Source organism: Acinetobacter sp. ANC 3813, assembly GCF_002135435.1.
In the GTDB taxonomy this organism is placed as follows: Bacteria; Pseudomonadota; Gammaproteobacteria; order Pseudomonadales; family Moraxellaceae; genus Acinetobacter.
Genome location: NZ_NEGK01000005.1, coordinates 230,371 through 250,057 on the forward strand (window position 1 = coordinate 230,371; position 19,687 = coordinate 250,057).

The 19,687-nt window shown below is 45.5% G+C and carries 21 protein-coding genes and 1 pseudogene; 11 read left to right on the top strand and 11 right to left on the bottom strand.

Features of this window, described 5'->3' with window-relative positions; all coding sequences use genetic code 11:
- Positions 1-235: 235 nt before the first annotated feature.
- The 6 genes from glyQ (at position 236) to B9T34_RS09895 (ending at position 6,870) form a co-directional block, all read left to right on the top strand.
- Positions 236-1,210, top strand: coding sequence for a glycine--tRNA ligase subunit alpha (gene glyQ / locus B9T34_RS09865; RefSeq protein ID WP_005007135.1), 975 nt, complete (start codon positions 236-238; stop codon positions 1,208-1,210).
- The gene (gene glyS / locus B9T34_RS09870; RefSeq protein ID WP_086212983.1) at positions 1,210-3,279 is read left to right on the top strand and encodes a glycine--tRNA ligase subunit beta; all 2,070 of its coding nucleotides are present in this window, start codon (positions 1,210-1,212) and stop codon (positions 3,277-3,279) included. The genes glyQ and glyS overlap by 1 nt, the downstream gene beginning before the upstream one ends.
- Positions 3,280-3,349: 70 nt before the next feature.
- A complete protein-coding gene (locus B9T34_RS09875) occupies positions 3,350-4,642 on the top strand; it encodes an SEC-C domain-containing protein (protein WP_139841260.1) in 1,293 nt (430 codons plus the stop codon).
- Positions 4,643-4,707: 65 nt separating this feature from the next.
- The gene (locus B9T34_RS09880; protein WP_018572731.1) at positions 4,708-5,097 is read left to right on the top strand and encodes a hypothetical protein; all 390 of its coding nucleotides are present in this window, start codon (positions 4,708-4,710) and stop codon (positions 5,095-5,097) included.
- Between the two features lie 292 nt (positions 5,098-5,389).
- A complete protein-coding gene (locus B9T34_RS09885; protein WP_086212984.1) occupies positions 5,390-6,007 on the top strand; it encodes a hypothetical protein in 618 nt (205 codons plus the stop codon).
- A gap of 317 nt (positions 6,008-6,324) precedes the next feature.
- Positions 6,325-6,870 (top strand): hypothetical protein, encoded by a 546-nt coding sequence (locus tag B9T34_RS09895; RefSeq protein ID WP_086212986.1) that lies wholly within the window; start codon positions 6,325-6,327, stop codon positions 6,868-6,870.
- Between the two features lie 193 nt (positions 6,871-7,063).
- Here the strand turns inward: B9T34_RS09895 and B9T34_RS09900 are convergent, their stop codons facing one another.
- The 3 genes from B9T34_RS09900 to B9T34_RS09910 all read right to left on the bottom strand — a co-directional run bounded on the left by B9T34_RS09900 (position 7,064) and on the right by B9T34_RS09910 (position 9,806).
- On the bottom strand, positions 7,064-8,017 hold the full coding sequence (locus B9T34_RS09900; protein WP_086213004.1) for a 2-hydroxyacid dehydrogenase: 954 nt from the start codon (positions 8,015-8,017) through the stop codon (positions 7,064-7,066).
- A 193-nt stretch (positions 8,018-8,210) separates the two neighbouring features.
- Positions 8,211-8,402, bottom strand: a complete 192-nt coding sequence (locus B9T34_RS09905) for a hypothetical protein (RefSeq protein ID WP_228147437.1) — start codon at positions 8,400-8,402, stop codon at positions 8,211-8,213.
- Between the two features lie 132 nt (positions 8,403-8,534).
- Complete coding sequence (locus B9T34_RS09910) at positions 8,535-9,806, bottom strand: hypothetical protein (RefSeq protein ID WP_086212987.1); 1,272 nt, start codon at positions 9,804-9,806, stop codon at positions 8,535-8,537.
- A 120-nt stretch (positions 9,807-9,926) separates the two neighbouring features.
- Here B9T34_RS09910 and B9T34_RS09915 point away from each other — a divergent pair.
- Together B9T34_RS09915 and B9T34_RS09920 are read left to right on the top strand one after the other, a co-directional pair.
- Positions 9,927-10,703, top strand: a pseudogene (locus tag B9T34_RS09915) (class I SAM-dependent methyltransferase).
- A 13-nt stretch (positions 10,704-10,716) separates the two neighbouring features.
- Entirely contained in the window at positions 10,717-11,280 is a 564-nt protein-coding gene (locus tag B9T34_RS09920; RefSeq protein WP_086213006.1) for a hypothetical protein, read from the top strand.
- 51 nt (positions 11,281-11,331) lie between these two features.
- On the opposite strand, the gene B9T34_RS09925 is transcribed toward B9T34_RS09920, so the two are convergent.
- From B9T34_RS09925 to B9T34_RS09935, 3 genes are all read right to left on the bottom strand, one after another.
- On the bottom strand, positions 11,332-11,748 hold the full coding sequence (locus B9T34_RS09925; protein WP_086212988.1) for a GFA family protein: 417 nt from the start codon (positions 11,746-11,748) through the stop codon (positions 11,332-11,334).
- A gap of 74 nt (positions 11,749-11,822) precedes the next feature.
- Positions 11,823-13,022 (bottom strand): TIGR03862 family flavoprotein, encoded by a 1,200-nt coding sequence (locus B9T34_RS09930; RefSeq protein ID WP_086212989.1) that lies wholly within the window; start codon positions 13,020-13,022, stop codon positions 11,823-11,825.
- Between the two features lie 5 nt (positions 13,023-13,027).
- Positions 13,028-13,672 carry an SAM-dependent methyltransferase gene (locus B9T34_RS09935; protein ID WP_171265178.1) on the bottom strand — a complete coding sequence of 215 codons (645 nt, stop codon included), beginning with the start codon at positions 13,670-13,672 and terminating at the stop codon, positions 13,028-13,030.
- A 100-nt stretch (positions 13,673-13,772) separates the two neighbouring features.
- Between B9T34_RS09935 and B9T34_RS09940 the strand changes: the two genes are divergently transcribed.
- Together B9T34_RS09940 and B9T34_RS18730 are read left to right on the top strand one after the other, a co-directional pair.
- A complete protein-coding gene (locus tag B9T34_RS09940) occupies positions 13,773-13,961 on the top strand; it encodes a DNA gyrase inhibitor YacG (protein WP_086212990.1) in 189 nt (62 codons plus the stop codon).
- A 112-nt stretch (positions 13,962-14,073) separates the two neighbouring features.
- Positions 14,074-14,259 carry a hypothetical protein gene (locus tag B9T34_RS18730; protein WP_139841261.1) on the top strand — a complete coding sequence of 62 codons (186 nt, stop codon included), beginning with the start codon at positions 14,074-14,076 and terminating at the stop codon, positions 14,257-14,259.
- Between the two features lie 26 nt (positions 14,260-14,285).
- Here the strand turns inward: B9T34_RS18730 and B9T34_RS09945 are convergent, their stop codons facing one another.
- From B9T34_RS09945 to B9T34_RS09965, 5 genes are all read right to left on the bottom strand, one after another.
- Entirely contained in the window at positions 14,286-14,930 is a 645-nt protein-coding gene (locus B9T34_RS09945; RefSeq protein WP_086212991.1) for an MBL fold metallo-hydrolase, read from the bottom strand.
- A 19-nt stretch (positions 14,931-14,949) separates the two neighbouring features.
- A complete protein-coding gene (gene hemH, locus B9T34_RS09950; protein WP_086212992.1) occupies positions 14,950-15,963 on the bottom strand; it encodes a ferrochelatase in 1,014 nt (337 codons plus the stop codon).
- 64 nt (positions 15,964-16,027) lie between these two features.
- Positions 16,028-17,056 carry a DUF4062 domain-containing protein gene (locus B9T34_RS09955; protein ID WP_086212993.1) on the bottom strand — a complete coding sequence of 343 codons (1,029 nt, stop codon included), beginning with the start codon at positions 17,054-17,056 and terminating at the stop codon, positions 16,028-16,030.
- A 145-nt stretch (positions 17,057-17,201) separates the two neighbouring features.
- Positions 17,202-18,071 carry a glutamate racemase gene (gene murI, locus B9T34_RS09960; protein WP_086212994.1) on the bottom strand — a complete coding sequence of 290 codons (870 nt, stop codon included), beginning with the start codon at positions 18,069-18,071 and terminating at the stop codon, positions 17,202-17,204.
- 49 nt (positions 18,072-18,120) lie between these two features.
- Complete coding sequence (locus tag B9T34_RS09965; protein WP_086212995.1) at positions 18,121-18,732, bottom strand: DUF1285 domain-containing protein; 612 nt, start codon at positions 18,730-18,732, stop codon at positions 18,121-18,123.
- A 192-nt stretch (positions 18,733-18,924) separates the two neighbouring features.
- Here B9T34_RS09965 and B9T34_RS09970 point away from each other — a divergent pair.
- Positions 18,925-19,687: NAD(P)/FAD-dependent oxidoreductase (locus tag B9T34_RS09970; protein WP_139841262.1), on the top strand; the 763-nt coding region annotated here is incomplete at its 3' end.

The window sequence follows — 19,687 nt, forward strand, 5'->3', positions numbered from 1 at the left end:
TCATATTGACACGATTTTCATGCAAATACTGGTACAGCCCTATTTTATTTTTAGTCAAAGCCAGAAATAAAACATGAATAAGGTTTGAACAAAATGCTTAGCAAATCCATCCATTTAAAACTGCAAGGTCATTTGAATTTTGCTGAATTAACCCTTGGTGTATTAACCCTTTGCCACCAACCGCCAAAGCCCTTATAATTGAGCACAATTTTTCTCTAATTTTAAGTGGATGACCATGAGTCGCGCCATATCGCATATTGATACCTTCCAAGGCTTAATTCTTGCCTTACAAAACTATTGGGCTGAGCAAGGCTGTGTGATTCTACAGCCTTACGACATGGAAATGGGCGCTGGTACATTCCACACTGCAACATTCCTACGCGCTTTAGGCCCTGAAACTTGGAATGCAGCATACGTGCAGCCTTCTCGCCGCCCAAAAGACGGCCGTTATGGCGAAAACCCAAACCGCCTGCAGCACTACTACCAATTTCAAGTGGTGCTTAAGCCAAACCCAGACAACATCCAACAGCTGTACCTAGACTCTTTAAAAGCCATTGGTATTGATACCCTGACTCACGACATCCGTTTCGTAGAAGACAACTGGGAATCTCCAACACTGGGCGCTTGGGGTCTAGGCTGGGAAGTATGGCTCAACGGTATGGAAGTGACTCAGTTCACTTACTTCCAGCAAGTGGGCGGCGTTGAGTGCTACCCAGTGACTGGCGAAATTACTTACGGCCTAGAACGTTTGGCAATGTACCTGCAAGGTGTAGATTCTGTTTACGACCTCGTTTGGACCAAAGGCCAGTTTGGTACTGTGACCTATGGCGATGTATTCCATCAAAATGAAGTTGAGCAATCTACTTATAACTTTGAATATGCCAACGTAGAAAAAATGTTTGAGCTGTTCGATTTCTATGAAGCTGAAGCAACCCGCTTGATGGAAGCAGAACTTCCACTGCCTGCGTATGAACAAGTGATTAAAGCGTCACATAGCTTTAACTTGCTCGATGCCCGCGGCGCGATCTCTGTAACTGAGCGTCAGCGCTACATTTTACGTGTACGTACTTTGGCGCGCTCTATTGCGCAAAGCTATGTGGCTGCACGTGCGAAGCTGGGCTTCCCAATGGCAGAACCGCATTTACGCGATGAAGTATTGGCTCAGTTAAAGGCACAAGTTGAAGAAGCAGCAAAAGAGGAGAATAAATAATGTCTAAACATACCGTTTTATTCGAACTCGGCTGTGAAGAACTTCCGCCAAAAAGCTTAAAAAAATTACGTGATGCGCTGCAAGCAGAAACAGTAAAAGGCTTAAAAGATGCAGGCCTTGCATTTGATTCGATTGAAGCTTATGCAGCCCCTCGCCGTTTGGCACTTAAAATTGTCAATGTTGATGGCGCGCAAGCGGACACGCAAAAACGTTTTGATGGCCCTGCTAAACAAGCCGCTTTTGATGCCGAAGGCAACCCGACTAAAGCGCTTGAAGGCTTTATGCGCGGTCAAGGCATCACTGTAGATCAAGTTTCAACGTTCCAAGCAGGCAAAGTGGAAAAAGTGTGCTACTTAAAAGACGTAAAAGGCCAAAGCCTTGATGCGCTTTTACCGCAAATTTTGCAAACTGCTCTGGACAACCTGCCAATTGCAAAACGTATGCGTTCTGCGGCAAGCCGTACTGAATTTGTGCGTCCTGTTAAATGGGTTGTATTGTTAAAAGACAACGATGTGGTTGATGCAAGCATTCAAGATCACCAAGCAGGCAATGTGACTTATGGTCACCGTTTCCATGCGCCTGAAGCAATTACTTTAGCCAATGCAGATGAATATCTTGCGAAGCTAAAAGCAGCGTATGTGGTTGCGAACTTTGAAGAGCGTCAAGCCATTATCGACCAGCAAGTGAAAGCGTTGGCTGACGAAGTGAATGCGATTGCGATTGTCCCTGCAGACTTGCGTGACGAAGTGACCGCATTGGTTGAATGGCCTGTAGCGCTTCGTGCGAGCTTTGAAGAGCGTTTCCTTGCTGTACCGCAAGAAGCTCTGATCACTACCATGCAGGACAACCAAAAGTATTTCTGCTTAGTCAACAGCGACAATAAATTGCAGCCTTACTTTATTACTGTTTCAAATATTGAGTCTAAAGATCCAGCTCAAATTATTGAAGGTAATGAGAAAGTTGTTCGTCCGCGTTTGTCGGATGCCGAATTCTTCTTCTTACAAGACCAAAAGCAGCCGCTTGCGTCTCGTAAAGAGAAATTGGCAAACATGGTGTTCCAAGCAGAATTGGGTACGCTGTGGAACAAGTCTGAACGTATTTCAAAATTGGCTGTCGCGCTTGCTCCGATTACTGGCGCAAATGCAGCTGACGCTGAAAAAGCAGCACTTCTAGCAAAATGCGACTTAACGTCTGAATTGGTGGGTGAATTCCCAGAGCTTCAAGGTATTGCGGGTACTTACTATGCACGCATTGAAGGCGAAAATGACGAAGTTGCTGAAGCGCTAGGCGAACAGTATTTACCTAAATTTGCTGGTGATGTTTTACCTAAAACTAAGACAGGTACAACCATTGCACTTGCAGACCGTTTAGACACGCTGACTGGTATTTTTGGTATTGGTCAAGCGCCTACAGGTTCTAAAGACCCGTTTGCACTGCGCCGTTCTGCGATTGGTATCCTTCGCCTTGTGACTGAAAACAATCTTGATGTTTCGATTGAAGAACTGATCAAATTGGCTTTGGCTGCTTATGGCGATGTATTGAAAGACCATGAGAAGACGCTGGCTGATGCGGTTGCATTCTTAGAAGGCCGTTACCGTGCGAAATACGAAGACCAAGGTGTTGCGGTTGACGTGATTCAAGCGGTTCAAGCGCTTTCTCCAAAATCTCCGCTTGATTTTGATAAGCGTGTAAATGCCGTAAATCACTTCCGTGACTTGCCTGAAGCTGCTTCGCTTGCTGCTGCCAACAAACGTGTTACCAACATTCTTGCTAAAGAAGCTGCTCCAGAAGGTCAAGTGGTTGAAGCTAACTTGGTTGAAGATGCTGAAAAAGCATTGTTCGCTGAACTTGCAAAAGTAACGCCTGTGGTTGAGCCGCTATTTGCTGCCAAAGACTATACGGCTGCCCTTTCAGCTTTAGCTGCTCTTCGCGCACCTGTTGATGCTTTCTTTGAAGGTGTGATGGTTATGGCGGATGATGCTGAATTGAAAGCGAACCGTTTACGTATGCTTGCACAGCTTCGTGACTTGTTCACGAAAGTAGCTGATATTTCAGTGCTGCAGCACTAATCGTTACTGATTGTAATCGAGTAAAAAACCCACTATTTTAATAGTGGGTTTTTTTATTTAAACATCAAAAATGGCTTTTCAATCAAAAGAATGGGTCTATAACTTTCTAGGCTCTAGAGTAGTTGACCTAGCTGTACTAAAAGAAGCAACTGAAAATAATTTTTTATCAAAAGATTTTTATAACCACATTATTCAATCTTTACAAAGAAAAAAGCTACATCATCGCTTTATATCACTTCAGAATTTTAATGAATTTGCTAAAACATTTTCTAAAGCAAAGCCCTGCTGGTGTCTTTCAGGGAAAAAATATATTGACTGTCATTTTTTTAAATCGAATACAGCTAAAACTAGTGATAACGAATTAAATTCTCAACAAAAGAAAATATTTAATGAGGGACAATGTCTACATCGGCATATTGATAAATGCTCTTCTAGCACCAGCATACAATCACATTCCATTTCCAAAAGAAAATCGCTAAGTTCTATAGCAAAAAATAATCATGTTTACGGATTAAAACTAGAATTTAGAGGCAAAATGTCTTTTAAAAAAATGGGTCTCGGTCAAGCTTCAACTTTTGCAGGCTTCTGTGAAAAACATGACAATAAATTATTTGAATCATTTGAAAAGAATAATTTCCAAAAGTCACGTAAGCAGCTTTTTGATTTATGTTACAGGGCGCTCTGCATAGAGCATTATCACATGAAGAGTGTATTTAATTTTTTTCAATATATGAAGCAACATATAGATAATCAGGAAGACTTTGATCAACAAATTGAAAGGCAAATTTCAATTAACTGCTTAATTAAGTTTTATAAAATTGGCATTAAAAACAGTAATAATCACAAATCAGAATTAGAGAAAAGTTTTTTAGAACCCAAACATGAAGATCATCTGACCCACTATATATTTGAATTACATAAAGGCTACCCTGCTTTTTTAGGTTGCACTTGCTTCAACATGGAATTTGATCTTTGTGGAAATAGATTACAAAATCTAGGAAACTTAAGTGATCTTCCACGAAATATCTTTATTAACTGTGTTAGTTTTGATGGACAAGGTTTTTTTATTTTAAGCTGGTTTAATAAAAACAATGAATATGGTAATAAAATTTTAAATTCAATTTTAAAAAGCAAAAATTCTATTGAAGATAATTTATTTTCATTATGTTTTTTATATGTTCAAAATACTTACGTTTCACCTAGCTGGTATGAGAATTTAACAGATTTTCAAAAGAGTGATTTAGAAAAAATGCAAATGTTTTGGAATGACGATGATAAATTTTCAATACATTTAATTAAACCTAATCTAGATTCTATAAAAGTGAAAAATCACTATTTTTTAACTAGCACTACATACAAGTAAGCTATAGCCAATTTTCATTCAAATCCCTATACTCGAACCAACAACACTCAACAAGAAAGAATCGTATGAAACTGAAAACGCTCATTTTGACTGGTCTTGCGGGTATCGCGCTTAGTGCATGTACAACAGCGCCAAAAATCCAAACTTTAGACTTAGGCGTACTGCAAGAAGCAGAAAACCTAGATGTTTATCCAAACACTACCAACAACAAAGCAAAATTGACCAAATTTGCAGACAAATGCCTGATCGAATTTACTGGCAACTTAGCAGAAGGCAAAGTGGTCGAACAATGGTCATTTAAAGGCCTAACACTGATTAGCGGCGGTTCTGCAACATTTGCCAAAGACGGTACCAGCACAGCAAACAGCTTCGATTTGTATTCGCCAGACGTACAAAAGAACTTCCTTGCACTGCGCCACAACTTCCATAAAGACGCTTTAGCACAATGTGACTAATCCAGTGATTATCAATCATCTGCCAAACACCTTTTGGCAGATGATTTCCACTCTAGCCACACCCTAAAAAACAAAAAGATTTAAAAAAATGTATAAAAACTGAATTTTCATATACTTACATTTATCACATATATTAACCTGCATTCACAGAAATCGGCTGAACGTAATTTGCGTGTAATTCATTGTGCTGCTTTTATCACAAATCCGTTTTTTTCAAAAAAATACTTCTAAGATGATTTCCTGTCTCATCCGCAAGGTGAATTTGATTCGCCAAACGAGGTATACACTTAGAATGAATCTTTTTAAAACAACATTAATGACTGCAGCGCTTTGCGCAGCATCTCCCCTCGTGCTTGCAAACACAGCGCAAGCTGATGCAAAGGCTCAAGTCAATGTAAAAGCAAATGCAGATTCAGGCCTGCTCAACAGCTTAGGCCAAAATGTTAAAAGCGCAGTGCGTAAAACTGGCGATACTGTAAAAGATGCAGCCCATAAAACAGGGCAAGGCATTGAATCAGGCGTGGATAAAACCAAAACCTATACCCAAAACCAATGGCAAGAGAGCAAAGACTTCACTGCTGATAAAACCCAAGCAGCCAAAGACAAAAGCGCTGAACTGAAACATTCAGGCGCAGAGAAAACCGCACAGGCTAAACAGTCATTGCACGAAACATCAGATAAAACCAAAGTCTATTTCTCAAAAAAAGCGGATCAGTCTAAAAACTTTGCCGGTGAAAAAGCCGATCAAACCAAAGCTTTCACCCAAGATAAAATTGCAGGCCTAAAACAAACTGGATCAAATGCTTCCGCAAATACAGGGGTTAACGGCGCTGTGCAGGCAGATGTCAATACACCAGTTGGCAAAGCCAGTGTTTCATCTGAAACAGATGCCGCTATCGGTCTGAAATAATTCAGGCTTCGGCTTTCCAAAGCGCTCATCTTCTCCAGAGATAGCCCTTAAATGACCCACACGCTGGGTCTTTTTTTTGCACAGTATATTGCGCAGCATTAAAGCAATTGCATATATTCACTAGATGCATCTGCAGCATAGGCTTTGACACGGCGCAGCTGTTTGAAACAAATGTGCAGGCTTTATAGTGCAAGTAATGCAATGCTGTATGAGTTTCGCTGCCTTCCATGCAAGTTTGGCGGACCTGCATATAATGATAAATAATTGGGCAGTATCTCGCCTCTAACCACAATAAACTGCTAGGGGGTTTTCGCACCATGGCATTCAAAAAAACTGCGCTTTACGCATTGTGCAAAACAGCTGTCCTTTCAGCATTCATGTTCAGTCCTGCGCTCTATGCACAAGAAGCTACGAGCCAAGCTGCAGCAACTGAGCCAACCGATCAGCGGCCCGTTAAACCTTATGGCAAAAACCCGAATATTTTCCACGTCTGGGCCTATAAAACTCAGCAAGGCGTCATCAATACTGCAGAAAAAGTGGGCGGAGCCGCAGAGCGCGGTATTGGCAAAGTGAAGCCTTCTGTCGATCAAGCATGGGACAACACCAAAGATGCCGCCAGCAGCACTGTACAGAAGGTCGACGAAGGCGCGAAAAAAGCCGCGCAAAGTGTCAACGGTAAAATTCAGGACACTAAAGAAGTTTTAGGCGGCCATCCTAGCCAATCTGCCCCGATTGAACAGCGTTCTTTAAGTGAATCATCTACAGCGCCAAGCAGTTATCAGAGTGTTCCTGTCACACCTGCTGTAACCCCAACGGCACCAAACAGTTCGGGCACGACTGCCTATCCTGTGACGGACTTGTAAAGCCAAATTTGCAATATAGAAGACCAATAAGCAGCAACTAAAAAAGCCCATCAAAGGATGGGCTTTTATGGAAAAAATCGCCAAACTGCGGTCTTTAAGTTTTCCACATTGCTTTAAAAGTTATCCACAGCTGGTTAATTTATCAGCAAAAATATCACTTTTCGTGCTTAATATAAGACTTTCGCCCTCGAGCTTAATTCACTTTACGGACAGGAAAACCGGCTTTAAAGGCATCGGTATTTTCAATCATCTGCTGCACAATACGCTGCCGTGCATCGACACTGCCCCATGCACTGTGCGGGGTAATTATTAAATTAGGAATACTGCTGTCCAGCAGCACATTGCCTTCTGCCGGCGGCTCTACCGTTAAAACATCGGTTGCAGCGCCAGCAATTTGCCCTGCACGCAGCGCATCTGCCAGCGCCTGTTCATTCACCACACCGCCGCGCGCGCAGTTAATCACAAAAGCGCTAGGTTTCATTTTCGAAAATGCTTCGGCATCTAACAGATCACGCGTGTCCTCAGTTAAAGGGCAATGCAGGCTTAAAAAATCTACTTGCGGCAGAAGCTCTGCAAAAGGCACGCGTTCTGCAGCCGCAGGACGCTTCGGCAAAGCCGCAATCATAATGTGCATGCCAAAAGCCTGCGCCAAATGCGCGACCGCCTTGCCCAGCTCACCATAGCCGACAATACCCAAAGTTTTGCCTGCAAGTTCAATAATCGGATAATCCAGCAGGCAAAATTGATTGGCTTGATTCCATTCGCCTTGCTGCACCGCACGGTCATATTGGCGGAATGACGTGGCTAAATTCAGCATCAGCATCAAGGTATGCTGCGCGACGGCAGACGTGCCGTAGCCTTGGCAATTGCACACAGTAATGCCCTGCTGCGCGGCTTGCGCCAGATCAACATTGTTGGTGCCTGTGGCGGAAATTAAGATCAGTTTCAGCTGCGGGCACTGCTGCATCACTTCTGCAGAAATCAGCACTTTATTGGTGATAATGACATCCGCCTGCTGCACACGCTCCAGCACCTGCTCTGGCGCAGTGGCCGCATGTAAAGTCAGCTCATCAAAAACAGCATGCAGGCCGCTGAAATCTAAATCGTTTTTATCCAATGACTGAAAATCTAAATATACGGCTTTCATCTGCAACCTCTGATTTAATTCATTGCCGCGTTCACGGCGCATAAGGCATTAAAACCAAGTAATGCCTGCTTTACAAGCCGTATTCCATCCTCTTAGAAAACTGCATGCAAGAAAAAACCCGCATCAATGCAGGTTTTTAGATCTGTAAAATAAACGGCTGCGCACCTTTATGCATTCAGCCATACTGCTTTGCTCAGCGCCGATCAATGTCACTGCGCAGCGCGCTGCGGATTTGCATTGCCACATACACCGCCAATGCGCCCACCACAATCAGTCCCAAACTGAGTACGGCAGTATCGGCGCTTAGGCCCTGAGCCGCTGCCGCTCCCGAAAATAATGCTGTCACGATAAAACAAATTACAGCAGGCATCTGTTGAGATTGCATACTGGTAACCCCGCTCATACTGATCTTCAGTTTAAAAATCCATTTAATGAACACGATGAAACTTTGTTCAATTTCGATCTTAATCCGAATCCAGAAAAAAGCAAGCCGCGACTTTAGCAGGGTATTTTCAGCTTAAGATTTTTCCAGCTGCGGGACAAATTTACTGCTGTCATCCAAGCTGTCAGCAAAATGCGCGGCGCCCAGCTCATCTGTGCTTAGGTTCAGGTCTTTGTAGCTGATCAGGTAATAATCTGCATACTTTTTCATGATCAGCGGATGCATGCCCAGAGGCAGCTCATCCTGCAGCAGCACCAGTTTTTTCATTTGGCGGTCATTCATCACCACCATATAGGCCTGATCATTCCAGCTGATCTGCACCAGCCCATTGCCTTTGGCATAGATGGGGATCAGGAATTTATGATTCAGCGCAATTGCGCCTGCGGCATAGCTCTCGATTTTCTGGCTAATGACATTAAATACCAAGCCATGATCATAACGGTCCTGCAGCAGGCTGCGTTTTTCCTGCGGCATATTCACTTGTATGCCCAGTTTGGCTAAATCCTGCTGATCGACCTGCTTATTGCTGAACAATTCGCGCAGCAGCGCCTGCTTTTGTTTGGCATCAAAAAATTGATCATCCAGCGCCAGCGCATTGGTTTTTAAAATTTGCCCCAGCGCCATGCGGTGGCGCGGCAGCAAGTTTTCAATCACCTTGCGGTAGTAAAACTTGCTGTTCTTTTTGACGCGGCGCATTTTTTGATAGAAATAGCTGGCGTCAAAGGGATGGCGCAAAAAGTCATGCACCAGTTCTGAACTGGCCAGAACCGCAATAGCGTCATGATCGGTATACGGCAGATGCAGCAAATGCGCCTGCGGCAGCAGCGGTTTTAAGTGCTCGATATGCACACGGTCTGCCGCATAGTACGGATCGAAAACCAATATATATTCGCGCGCTGCAGATACGTCTTCTGCGCGGACAAACATCTCGCCATTCAACTCAGGCTGATAGAACATGTTGTAGCGGGTATCTTCCACATCCTCTGGATTGATGGAATACTGCGGCACCATGGCCACAACACGCTGCACATCAAGAAGATTCGAATACTTAATGGCTGCATAGCCGCCCATGGAGCCGCCATAGGCAATCCGCTTTTTAAAAGGCGCAATCAGCGTTTGAATGCTGTCCATCATGGCCAAAATAGAGCTTTGCGGGAACCATGATTTATGTTTAGGCATAATGCCAATCACATTAAATTCATATTTGTGCAGTGACTTTTCTGCATTGACACTCAGGCCTTTGGCCCGGGTGATTAAATCGCCAAAGGAAAAAATCAGCTCTTCAGACGAACCTTTCAGAAAGATTACTCGAATTTGTTCATCTTCAAAAATAATCTGTTTATCCATGCTTACACCGTTTTTTAAGTCCTTTGGCAAACGTCATCTCGTCTTCTTCATTCAGTCAAATTTGCAGTTCTGCAGAATATGCTATTTTATAATGGAGTCAGGGATTAAAAATTGCAGAATATGACACAATCATTACATCCTGCCGCAGAAAAAGGCTTTGGCAGCGCCGCAGCACTGTATCAGCAAGTGCGTCCAGATTATCCTGCTGAAATCAGCACTTGGCTGGAAAAACAGCTGCAGCTCAGCGCACAAGATACCCTGCTGGATTTGGGCGCAGGGACTGGCAAATTCCTACCTTACCTCAAATCCATCAGCGCTCATATTACAGCGGTAGACCCTGTGCCAGCCATGCTGCAAGAGCTGCGCCAAGCGCATCCAGACGTACAGACCATTCAAGCGTTCAGCCATGCCATTCCTCTGCCGGAGCAGTCGGTGCGCGCTGTATTTTGCGCGCAATCCTTTCATTGGTTTGCCGCACATGAAACATTGGCCGAAATTGCCCGTGTGCTGCAGCCCAATGGCGATTTGGTGCTGATTTGGAACCAGCGAGATATTAACACGGATTGGGTTAAAGCCTTAGCGGATATTCTGTTACCGCTGGAGGGTGATACGCCGCGCTATCACAGTGGGCTATGGCGCAAAGCCTTTGAACAGCAGCCGTAGTTTCAGCTCGCACAGGAAACCGAATTCCGCCAGCTGCATCATGGCACGGTTGAGCAAGTGGTGTCTAAACGGCTGCTTTCCACCAGTTTTATTGCCGCGATGCCCGAAGCTGAACAGCTGGCGCTCAAGCTGAAATTTGAACAGACGGTATTTGCAATCACGGGCAAAGAAGCGCAGGATGAAATTGATTTCCCATATACCACTCATGTGTATGTTTTTAAAAAAACCGCTTAAAGATAGGTGTCATATGCAACGTGCAATCAAACTGATCAGCCTGCCGCTTGTGGTCTGCACAGCGTTGGCGTTTACAGGCTGTGACCGCAGTAAAGAAGCGCAAAAACCGTCAGCGGATGTCTCTCAGGATGATCAGATCATGCGCGAGCTGGCATCTGAGCCAGTCAAGCCATTTGCTAAGACAGCCAATGATGTACAGGATATTCAAGCATTGACTGACTTTGATACACGGTTCACCGCAGTCAGCGATGAAATGGAAGATGAACTCATGCGTATGAAGGACGATGGTTCTTTAACGCCTGAGTTCGCCTTAAGCCGCAAGCAGGACAATATCAATTCTGCGCTGACCATGCTGAAAGCGCTCGACTTAAAGACTGAGCAAGGGCGATATATACAGGGCCTGATGTATCAATACTGGGATAATCAAGGCAAATTGCTGCAGCAGGCCAACCAGCAAAAAGATCAGAACGTCAGTGAAAATGTTAAAGGCCTCGGCCAATTCATTCACGCACAGGAACAGCTGGAGCATTGGCAGCAGCAATATCCCTCCATTGCATCGCCTGCAGAAAAACTATAGATCTTCCCAAATAAAAAAGGGTTCAAATGAACCCTTTTTTTACAGCAGCGTTTATGGTGCAGGCCGTTCCGCATAATGCGGCAGCTGGTCACAGATGTCATCCCATTCGGCTTTAAAACCAGCAAAAATATGCATGGTCGGCTTTTGCGCCAAAGGCGTATCCAAAGTGCCAATCCGCAAGCGGTAGAAATCCGGTGTTTCAGCTTTAATACTGATAATCGGTGAGCCGCAATTGCTGCAAAAACAGCGCTGGGTGGTTTCGGTCGACTGAAATTTTTTCAGCAGCGCCTCGCCCTGCACTATTTTAAAATCCAACTTGCGCACGGGCGCATTCACCGCATAAGCTGCACCATTGGCCTTTCGGCAGCGCTGGCAATGGCACTGAATGATTTCACCAATTTCACCATGAATTTCATACTGAATGCCGCCGCATAAGCAGCTGCCGCTATGCATTTTTTTCTCTGTCATCTGCCGCATCCTGTCAGTTCTAGACAAATTAACTTAACACAGCACCGTCAGCGGAAGAAATCCAAAACTGCTGCTTAAGGCGCCTGTAAAAACTGATGCGCACCCTCAGCCGCTGCCCGCCCTGTCGCAAAACAGGCCGTCAGCAGATAACCGCCTGTGGGCGCATCCCAATCCAGCATTTCTCCAGCACAGAAAATTGCTGGGCTACTTTTCAACTGCAAATGCGCCGTCAGCGCATCCTGCTTAATGCCGCCCGCACAGCTGATGGCTTCTTCAATCGGGCGGAAACCTGTCAGCACTATTTTTAAAGCCTTAATCTGCTGGGCTAAAGCTTCCGGCGCTGTCCACAGTTTTTTATCTACCAGTTCACGCACCAGATTTGCTTTTGCGCTGTCTAAGCCAGCTTTACGCCAAACATTGCTCAGCGACTGTTTTTTGCTGGGCTGCAGTTTAGCCGCCAGCTGCTGGGCAGTTTGATCTGGGAGCAGATCCAAATACAGCGCCATCGGCTGTTGCTGTTTAACGAATTGACGCAAGGCACGGCCCTGCTTATAGATCAGACCGCTTTCCAAGCCGTAGTGCGAAATCACAATATCCCCAGTGGACTTTGCGCCATTTCCCACCCAAGCCTCTACACGCTTCAGCGGCTGACCAAATACAGGCTGCATAAATTGAGACCATGCAATTTCCACCCCTGCATTGCTGGCTTGGAAAGGCTCAATCTCTTGACCACCGAGCCATTGCTGCCAAGCGCCATCGCTGCCAAGCTGCGACCAAGACACTGCGCCGCAGGCCAAAACAATGGCATCAAACGTTTCTGTACGCACCGTATCCTGCAGCAGATCTTTCAACTGAACCGACTGCTTCTGCACATTCAAAACCTGATGACGGTAATGAAACACCGTTCCATGTTGCGACAAACGTTTCAGCCATGCGCGCAGCAGCGGCGCAGCTTTCATTTCAATGGGAAATACGCGGCCAGACGAACCGATATAAGAATCGATGCCCAAGCCTTGCATCCAATTTTGAATCCATGCCGCATCCCACTGCCGTACCCAAGACGCCAGCCAATCAGCTTGATCATAGCGCTGAATAAACTGCTCAACAGGTTCTGCATGCGAGATATTCAACCCTGTTTTACCCGCCATTAAAAACTTGCGGGCGGCAGAGGGCTTTTGCTCATAGACATGCACCTCATAGTCATATTGACTCAGCACCTCAGCCGCCATCAGCCCTGCCGGGCCTGCGCCAATAATCGCGATGCGTTTACTCATTTTACTTATTCCGCTGCTGCCGGCGTATGCCCCTGCAAAGGCTGGAATTCATCAAAGCGTGTGCTGTAGCCTTCAGGCTTGGTAATGATCAGCTGCTGGCACAGCTCACCGCGCTCTAAATATTTAATTTCAAAATGCGTGCGTGCAGAATCAGAGGCAATCACTTCTTTAATAAATGGCAGTTTCCACACATCAATCAGCTGTTGCTGCCCTTCGGCAATATAATCAGGAATATTGCTGGCAAGCGTGATCTGACCGCCCGTTTTTAAGCGCGACAGCAAAAACTCAAAGAACGGCATATTCAGCCAGCGCTGTGCAGGATTATGCGGTTCTGGGTTTGGATACAAAATAAAAAACTGTTCGACCTGCGCAGGAAACAGCGCATGCACGACCCATGGCAGCGCATCTGCATGCACAGGCTGCAGATTTTTCTGACCTTCTAGGACGTGCTGTTTTTGCATGGACAGAAATTTTTCACGGGTGCGCTCTACCGCGATCAGCTGCGTTTCAGGGTTCTGAGCGCTGAACAGCAAAGCATGCTTGCCTTTGCCCGCACCAATTTCCACACAAAGCGGCTGATTGGCAATCGCTTGAAAATCACGGGGTGCATGCATGCGCTGCGCTTGAAATTGACGAATCGGCATAATCAGATCAAACTTATGAAAACGGCATAAGTCTAACAATTGTGGCTGTATTTGCCTAATTGATTTGCCAAATTTGAACTACCTGCCTTTTGTCTGGAGCTTTGCGATGCCTACCACTTTAAATTGCCCGCGCTGCGGTGAGCTGACTGTTTGGGAAGACAATGAGTACCGCCCCTTCTGTTCAGAACGCTGCAAAATGATTGATTTAGGTGCATGGGCCAATGAAGACTATAAGCTGCCAACACAAGATGCGCCGCAAGCTGATGCCGGTTCTGAAGACGATCTTTTATTTTAAAAAGCCAGCCGTCGGATTGCGTGCGCTTGATCGGCATAAAACGCCGTTATTATCACTCTGTCATATAAAATAGCGGCTTTAGAACTGAGCGATATTGTTGGGGAATTTTATCGTGAAACTCGGGGCAATCTACGCTGTACTGTGCATGATTATAATTTTAAGCGCAGGTTTGATAACTTTCGGCATTTACCGCAGTGACTTTTTAATTGACGCTGCTGGCTTCTTGCTGACCCTTGCGGTGCTGCTCCTTTTTTTAGAGCTGCGCAGCATACTCAATAATCCATTTCAAAAAGACTGATGCCCGCATCAGTCTTTTTTTATTTCTTAACCCGCTTTGCCTGCCACAAAAGGATTGTGCTGCTTTTCAAAGCCAATGGTGCTCATCGGGCCATGGCCTGAAATAAACTGCGTTTCGTCCGGCAGGCTAAAGCATTCACGCTGAATTGAATCTAAGAGCTGCTGATAGTTGCCGCGCGGAAAGTCTGTACGGCCAATCGAACCTTTAAACAGCACATCGCCCGTCCACAAAATCCCGTAATTGCTGTTGTAGAACATCACATGCCCAGGTGTATGGCCCGGCGCAAAACGCACTTCAAATTCTTCATTGCCCAGTTTCAGTGTTTCGCCGCCTTCCAGCCATTCCGTCACGTCCACTTTTTCTGGAACGGGAAAACCATAGCGTGCAGAGACTTCCTGAATCATGTCCAGCCAAAAAGCATCTTCTTTATGCGGGCCAATGACCGGCACATCCCATAACTTTTTAAGTGCACCGACTGCACCCGCATGATCTAAATGACCATGGGTCAGCCACAGCGCCTTCACATTTAAACCCAGCGCTTCCACTTCGGCCTGCAGTTTTTCAGGTTCACCGCCGGCATCAATCAAAACCGCTTCTTTACTTTCAGAATCCCAAAGAATGGAACAGTTTTGCTGGAATGCCGTGACCGGCACAATTTTGACTTGCAGCATTTGGCTAAACCTCAGAATTTCAGTGGGCTAATGTGTGCTTTAAGGCGTCAAGATTAGCTTGAAGCAAAGAATTGAGCAATTGCAAATGATCTTCACGGCTGTTTAGGGCAGGAATATAACTGTAGCTGCCCCCGCCTGCATGCTTAAACAGTTCTGCATTTTGCAGCTCAAGCTCTTCCAGCGTTTCTAAGCAGTCCGCAGAAAAAGCAGGACTCATGACCTGAACGGACTGCACGCCAGCTTTACCCCACTCTTCCAGCAGCGCATCGGTATAGGGTTTCACCCACTCCTGCTTGCCAAAACGCGACTGAAAGCTGATCGCCCATTGATCTTCACGCAAACCCAGCTGTTCTGCCAGCAATTGCGCGGTTTTACGGCTGCGGTCGGCATAAGGATCGCCCTTATCGGCATAGGGCTGCGGAATGCCGTGAAAAGACATCAGCAATTTTTCCGGCTGGCCATGCACCGCTTGATAGTCTCGCACGCTTTGCGCCAAAGACTGAATAAATAAGGGATGCTGATAATAATCACGGATCAGTGAAATGCCCGGCAAATTGCGCTGCTGCGGAATCCATTTGGCAATGGCATCAAACAGCGGCGCGGTCGATGTTGCCGAGTACTGCGGAAATAAAGGCAATAAAATAAGATGATCTTGCGGATCTTGCGATAACTGCTGCAGTACCGCATCAATTCCCGGATTGCCGTAAGTCATAGCGGGAACAATATTTAATTCAAACTCAGGATAAGCTTGTGTTAAATGACTTTGCACCGCCTGCACTTGGCGAAGCAGAATTTCACGCATTGGCGAATCATTGCCCCAAACCATTTCATAGGCATGCGCGACCCGATTCGGGCGAAATGGCAAAATAAACAGACGCAGGATTAGCTGCCAAATCGGTTTTGGAATTTCAATCACGCGCTGATCAGACAAAAACTGCTTCAAAAACTTGCGTACTGCAGGAACCGTAGGCGCATCAGGAGTACCTAGATTGGCCAAGATAATTGTAACTTTCGCTTTAGAGTCAGCAGACATCAAACCATTCCAATTTCTATGAACACACGTACTGTATCAGCTCAGAATTAATTTACAAAATGGATTAATACTGAGTTTTAAATTGAAATACCCGATCATTATCTAATAAATTGCTTTCCATCAACTTTTGCGCTTTGGACGTCATCTGCCACAGCATGCGCTGGCGGTCATCGCGGCCCGACTGAATAATCCATTCGTTTTGCCGCATCTGCATTTTAATGCTGTGCAATGCCCGAATGTTAACTTGCGCTCTCGCCACAGCATGCGCGCGCGGCATTTCAATGCGGGCATCCTGCAGACCTGTTTCATTCAGATATTCATTCATGCGTTTCGAAAAGAATTCTTCTGGCGTCGGATTCACAAAAGTCGTGCCTAATACAGACAGCAGCTGCGCCCAAGTCATCTTTTTCTGAATTTTCAGCTCTTTAAAATTGCCGTCCTGATAGGCATGCATGCGGTATTCGAAAGCAAAGAATTCATGCATCGACACTTTAGGCAGGCTCAAGAATGGGTCAACCTCCCGCTTTCCTGATTCAGTTTCCAGCTGCTCCAGCTTGTTTTTCATACGATCAATTTCATCTTGCAGCACCTGGGTATTTTGCGGACGCACCCAGCCAAGAACAGGATAGCGCTCCAGCATTTGCGTCATATTAAAACGAACCGCCATTTCTAAATCCCGCAGGCTACGGTAAGTAAAGACTTGGTCCACTTCATGCTGCAGCAGTTTACGGAATTCTTGAAATTTTTCACGCAATTCGGGCTTGTCATCCTGCAACGCGTTTTCACGTGCAGCAGGCTCTTCATGCATAAAGACAATAATCGGCTTTTGCTTAGTCACAGCATAGATGTATTCCAAATGCATATAGCCAACACCCGACACCGACTGTTCACCATAAGCGCTGCCCAGCAGCATAACGACATAATCGCAGTCATCAATTTGCCGGCGTGCAAAAGCCGTGCTTAAAGGCGTACGCTGTTCCAATCCCCAAGAAAAGAACCCCATCCCAACCAGTGTTTGAGCCAAAATCATTCGTTCTGGCTGCATTTCCGCACCAGAAGTTGAAATAAAAACCTGATAACGCTTATCCAGCATTGGCCATCCTCATTCCATTTGCATAATGCTGCGCGATGCAGTTGAAAGACTGCATACTCTGGCGGCAATATGACTCCCCAATATAAAAAATTAATCTATCAATAATTATTGCTTTGGCAATGCACAAACGAGTTTTATTTCGCTCTTATGGACCAATATTGTCCACCGTCCATTTCAGGTCTTGTGAAATCAAACGGCTTAAAATCGGCTTCAGATTTTCCGCATTCTGCCCGCTAACATAGCATTCTATACGGACGGCATCAGCACAAGCTTGCTCAAATAATAACTCATTTTTAATTAAAATGCGGGCTGTTTGACGAGCAACAGCTAAACCTGAGTCAATTAATGTCATTTTCTGACCAAAAATATGCATGATCGCAGATTTTAAAAATGGATAATGCGTGCAGCCCAGCACCAAATAGTCTGCGCCCTGATCTACCGCTGGTTGTAAAATTTCCCGCAGCGTTTGCAGGCAGGCTTCACTCATTTGCGCCCCAGCTTCCACAAAAGGCACCAAATCCAAGTTGGTCACTGAGATCACCTGCACCTGTGCAGGTTTGGCAAAATGCTCGATCACTTCTTTAATCAGTTGGCCGCGAAACGTTGCAGGTGTTGCCAATACCGCAACCGTTTTACTTTTGCTTTGCAATACCGCAGGCTTTAAAGCCGGCACTAAGCCAATAATCGGAAAATTTTCACCATAATGCGCACGCAAGTAATCCAAGCTGAACGCTGAAGCCGTATTGCAGGCCACCACAGCAATTTTGCAGCCCTTGCGGTACAGCCATTCAATCGCATGTGCAGTCAGCTCACGGATATTCTGATCATCCCGCGGACCATAGGGCACATGCGCAGTATCGGCATAATAAACAATATGCTCATTGGGCAAATGGAGTGCAATTTCCTGCGCCACGGACAAACCGCCAATTCCCGAATCAAAAATACCAATAGGCGCATCAGCACCAGCTTTCGGCATTGGATCATTAAGCGGGTAAATGGGTTGAATCGCGGTCATGGCTTCAAATTCAGAAGTTGCTGTTGGGGGAATGGTAAAAGCTTAAACCTCAGGCGCCTAATTGCAAGTGAAAATCGCCGCTTTTCAGGCTTAATATAGTTTCGCCTTGCGCATTTTCAAGCATTTCGCCCATTTCAATCAAATGAAAAAAAGCCGCCCGCTGAATCACTGCATTTAAACCAAAGCGCACAGCCACATAAGGCCGCATTTCTCCTGCAAATTCACGCATAAAAATCGGGTGCTGCGCATCTACAATAATTTCATCCTGCGTACTGGACAGCAGCTGTATATAGCTTTGCCCATTTAACTCAATTTTATTCACTTGATTAATGAACAAAGGCTCATCTTCGACCTGAATTTCAATCTGCTCTACAGGGGTTTTTAAATAAAACTTTCCATCTTCTTTCCACAGTACGCTGGAGAACAGGTCAATCAGCGACTGACGCTTGATCAATTGACCTTCGTGCCACCACTCGCCATTGGCTTTAACCTCTAAATTCATGGCTCCGCAGTGCTTTGGATGCCATTTATCCAAGGGTGGAATTGACTTTTTGTGACCGGACTGTCCATCTTTTAAGTATTGTGCAATATCCATTAAATTTTTATTATCGCCAAGAGCTGCTGTTTTTGTCGGAATTGGTGTTTTTTCTTGATTATTCATAGCAGAAGACCCTAATGACGGCAAAATAATATGATTCAGCCAATTGGCTAGAACACGGTTTAAAACTATACTAGCCCACAATATAAATGACACGAAAATTTATTTGTGTCTAGAAACTGAGAACACTCATGGCAGCGCCGGTTTTTTGAGTCAAAATCGGTAGCCACCTTCAAACCAGATGAGGAGTCCTACATGGAACACATCGAACGTGAATCGATGGAGTTTGACGTAGTCATCGTTGGCGCAGGCCCTGCCGGCCTTTCAGCGGCGATCAAAATCCGTCAACTTGCAATTGAAAATAACCTGAACGATCTGTCCGTTTGTGTCGTGGAAAAGGGCTCCGAAGTCGGTGCGCACATCCTCTCTGGCGCGGTGCTTGAACCTCGCGCGATCAATGAACTCTTCCCTGACTGGAAAGAACAGGGCGCGCCTTTAAATGTGCCTGTGACTGAAGACAAAACTTATTTCTTATTATCTGATGAAAAGTCTCAGGAAATGCCGCATTGGATGGTGCCTAAAACCATGCACAATGACGGCAACTACGTTATTTCTCTCGGCAACGTGGTGCGCTGGTTAGGCGCTAAAGCTGAAGAGTTAGAAGTCTCTATCTTCCCTGGCTTTGCAGCTTCTGAAATTCTGTACCATGCAGACGGCACAGTAAAAGGCATTCAAACCGGTGACATGGGCATTGGCAAAGACGGCGAACCGACGCATAACTTTACCCCGGGCTATGAGCTGCATGCAAAATACACCATTTTCGCTGAAGGCTGCCGCGGCCATCTAGGCAAGCGCCTGATTGCAAAATTTGATTTAGATAAAGATGCCGATCCGCAACATTACGGTATCGGTATTAAAGAATTGTGGGAAATTGATCCTGCGAAACATAAAGCGGGTACCGTCATGCACGGTGCTGGCTGGCCTTTGACTGAAACGGGCTCTTCTGGCGGCTGGTGGC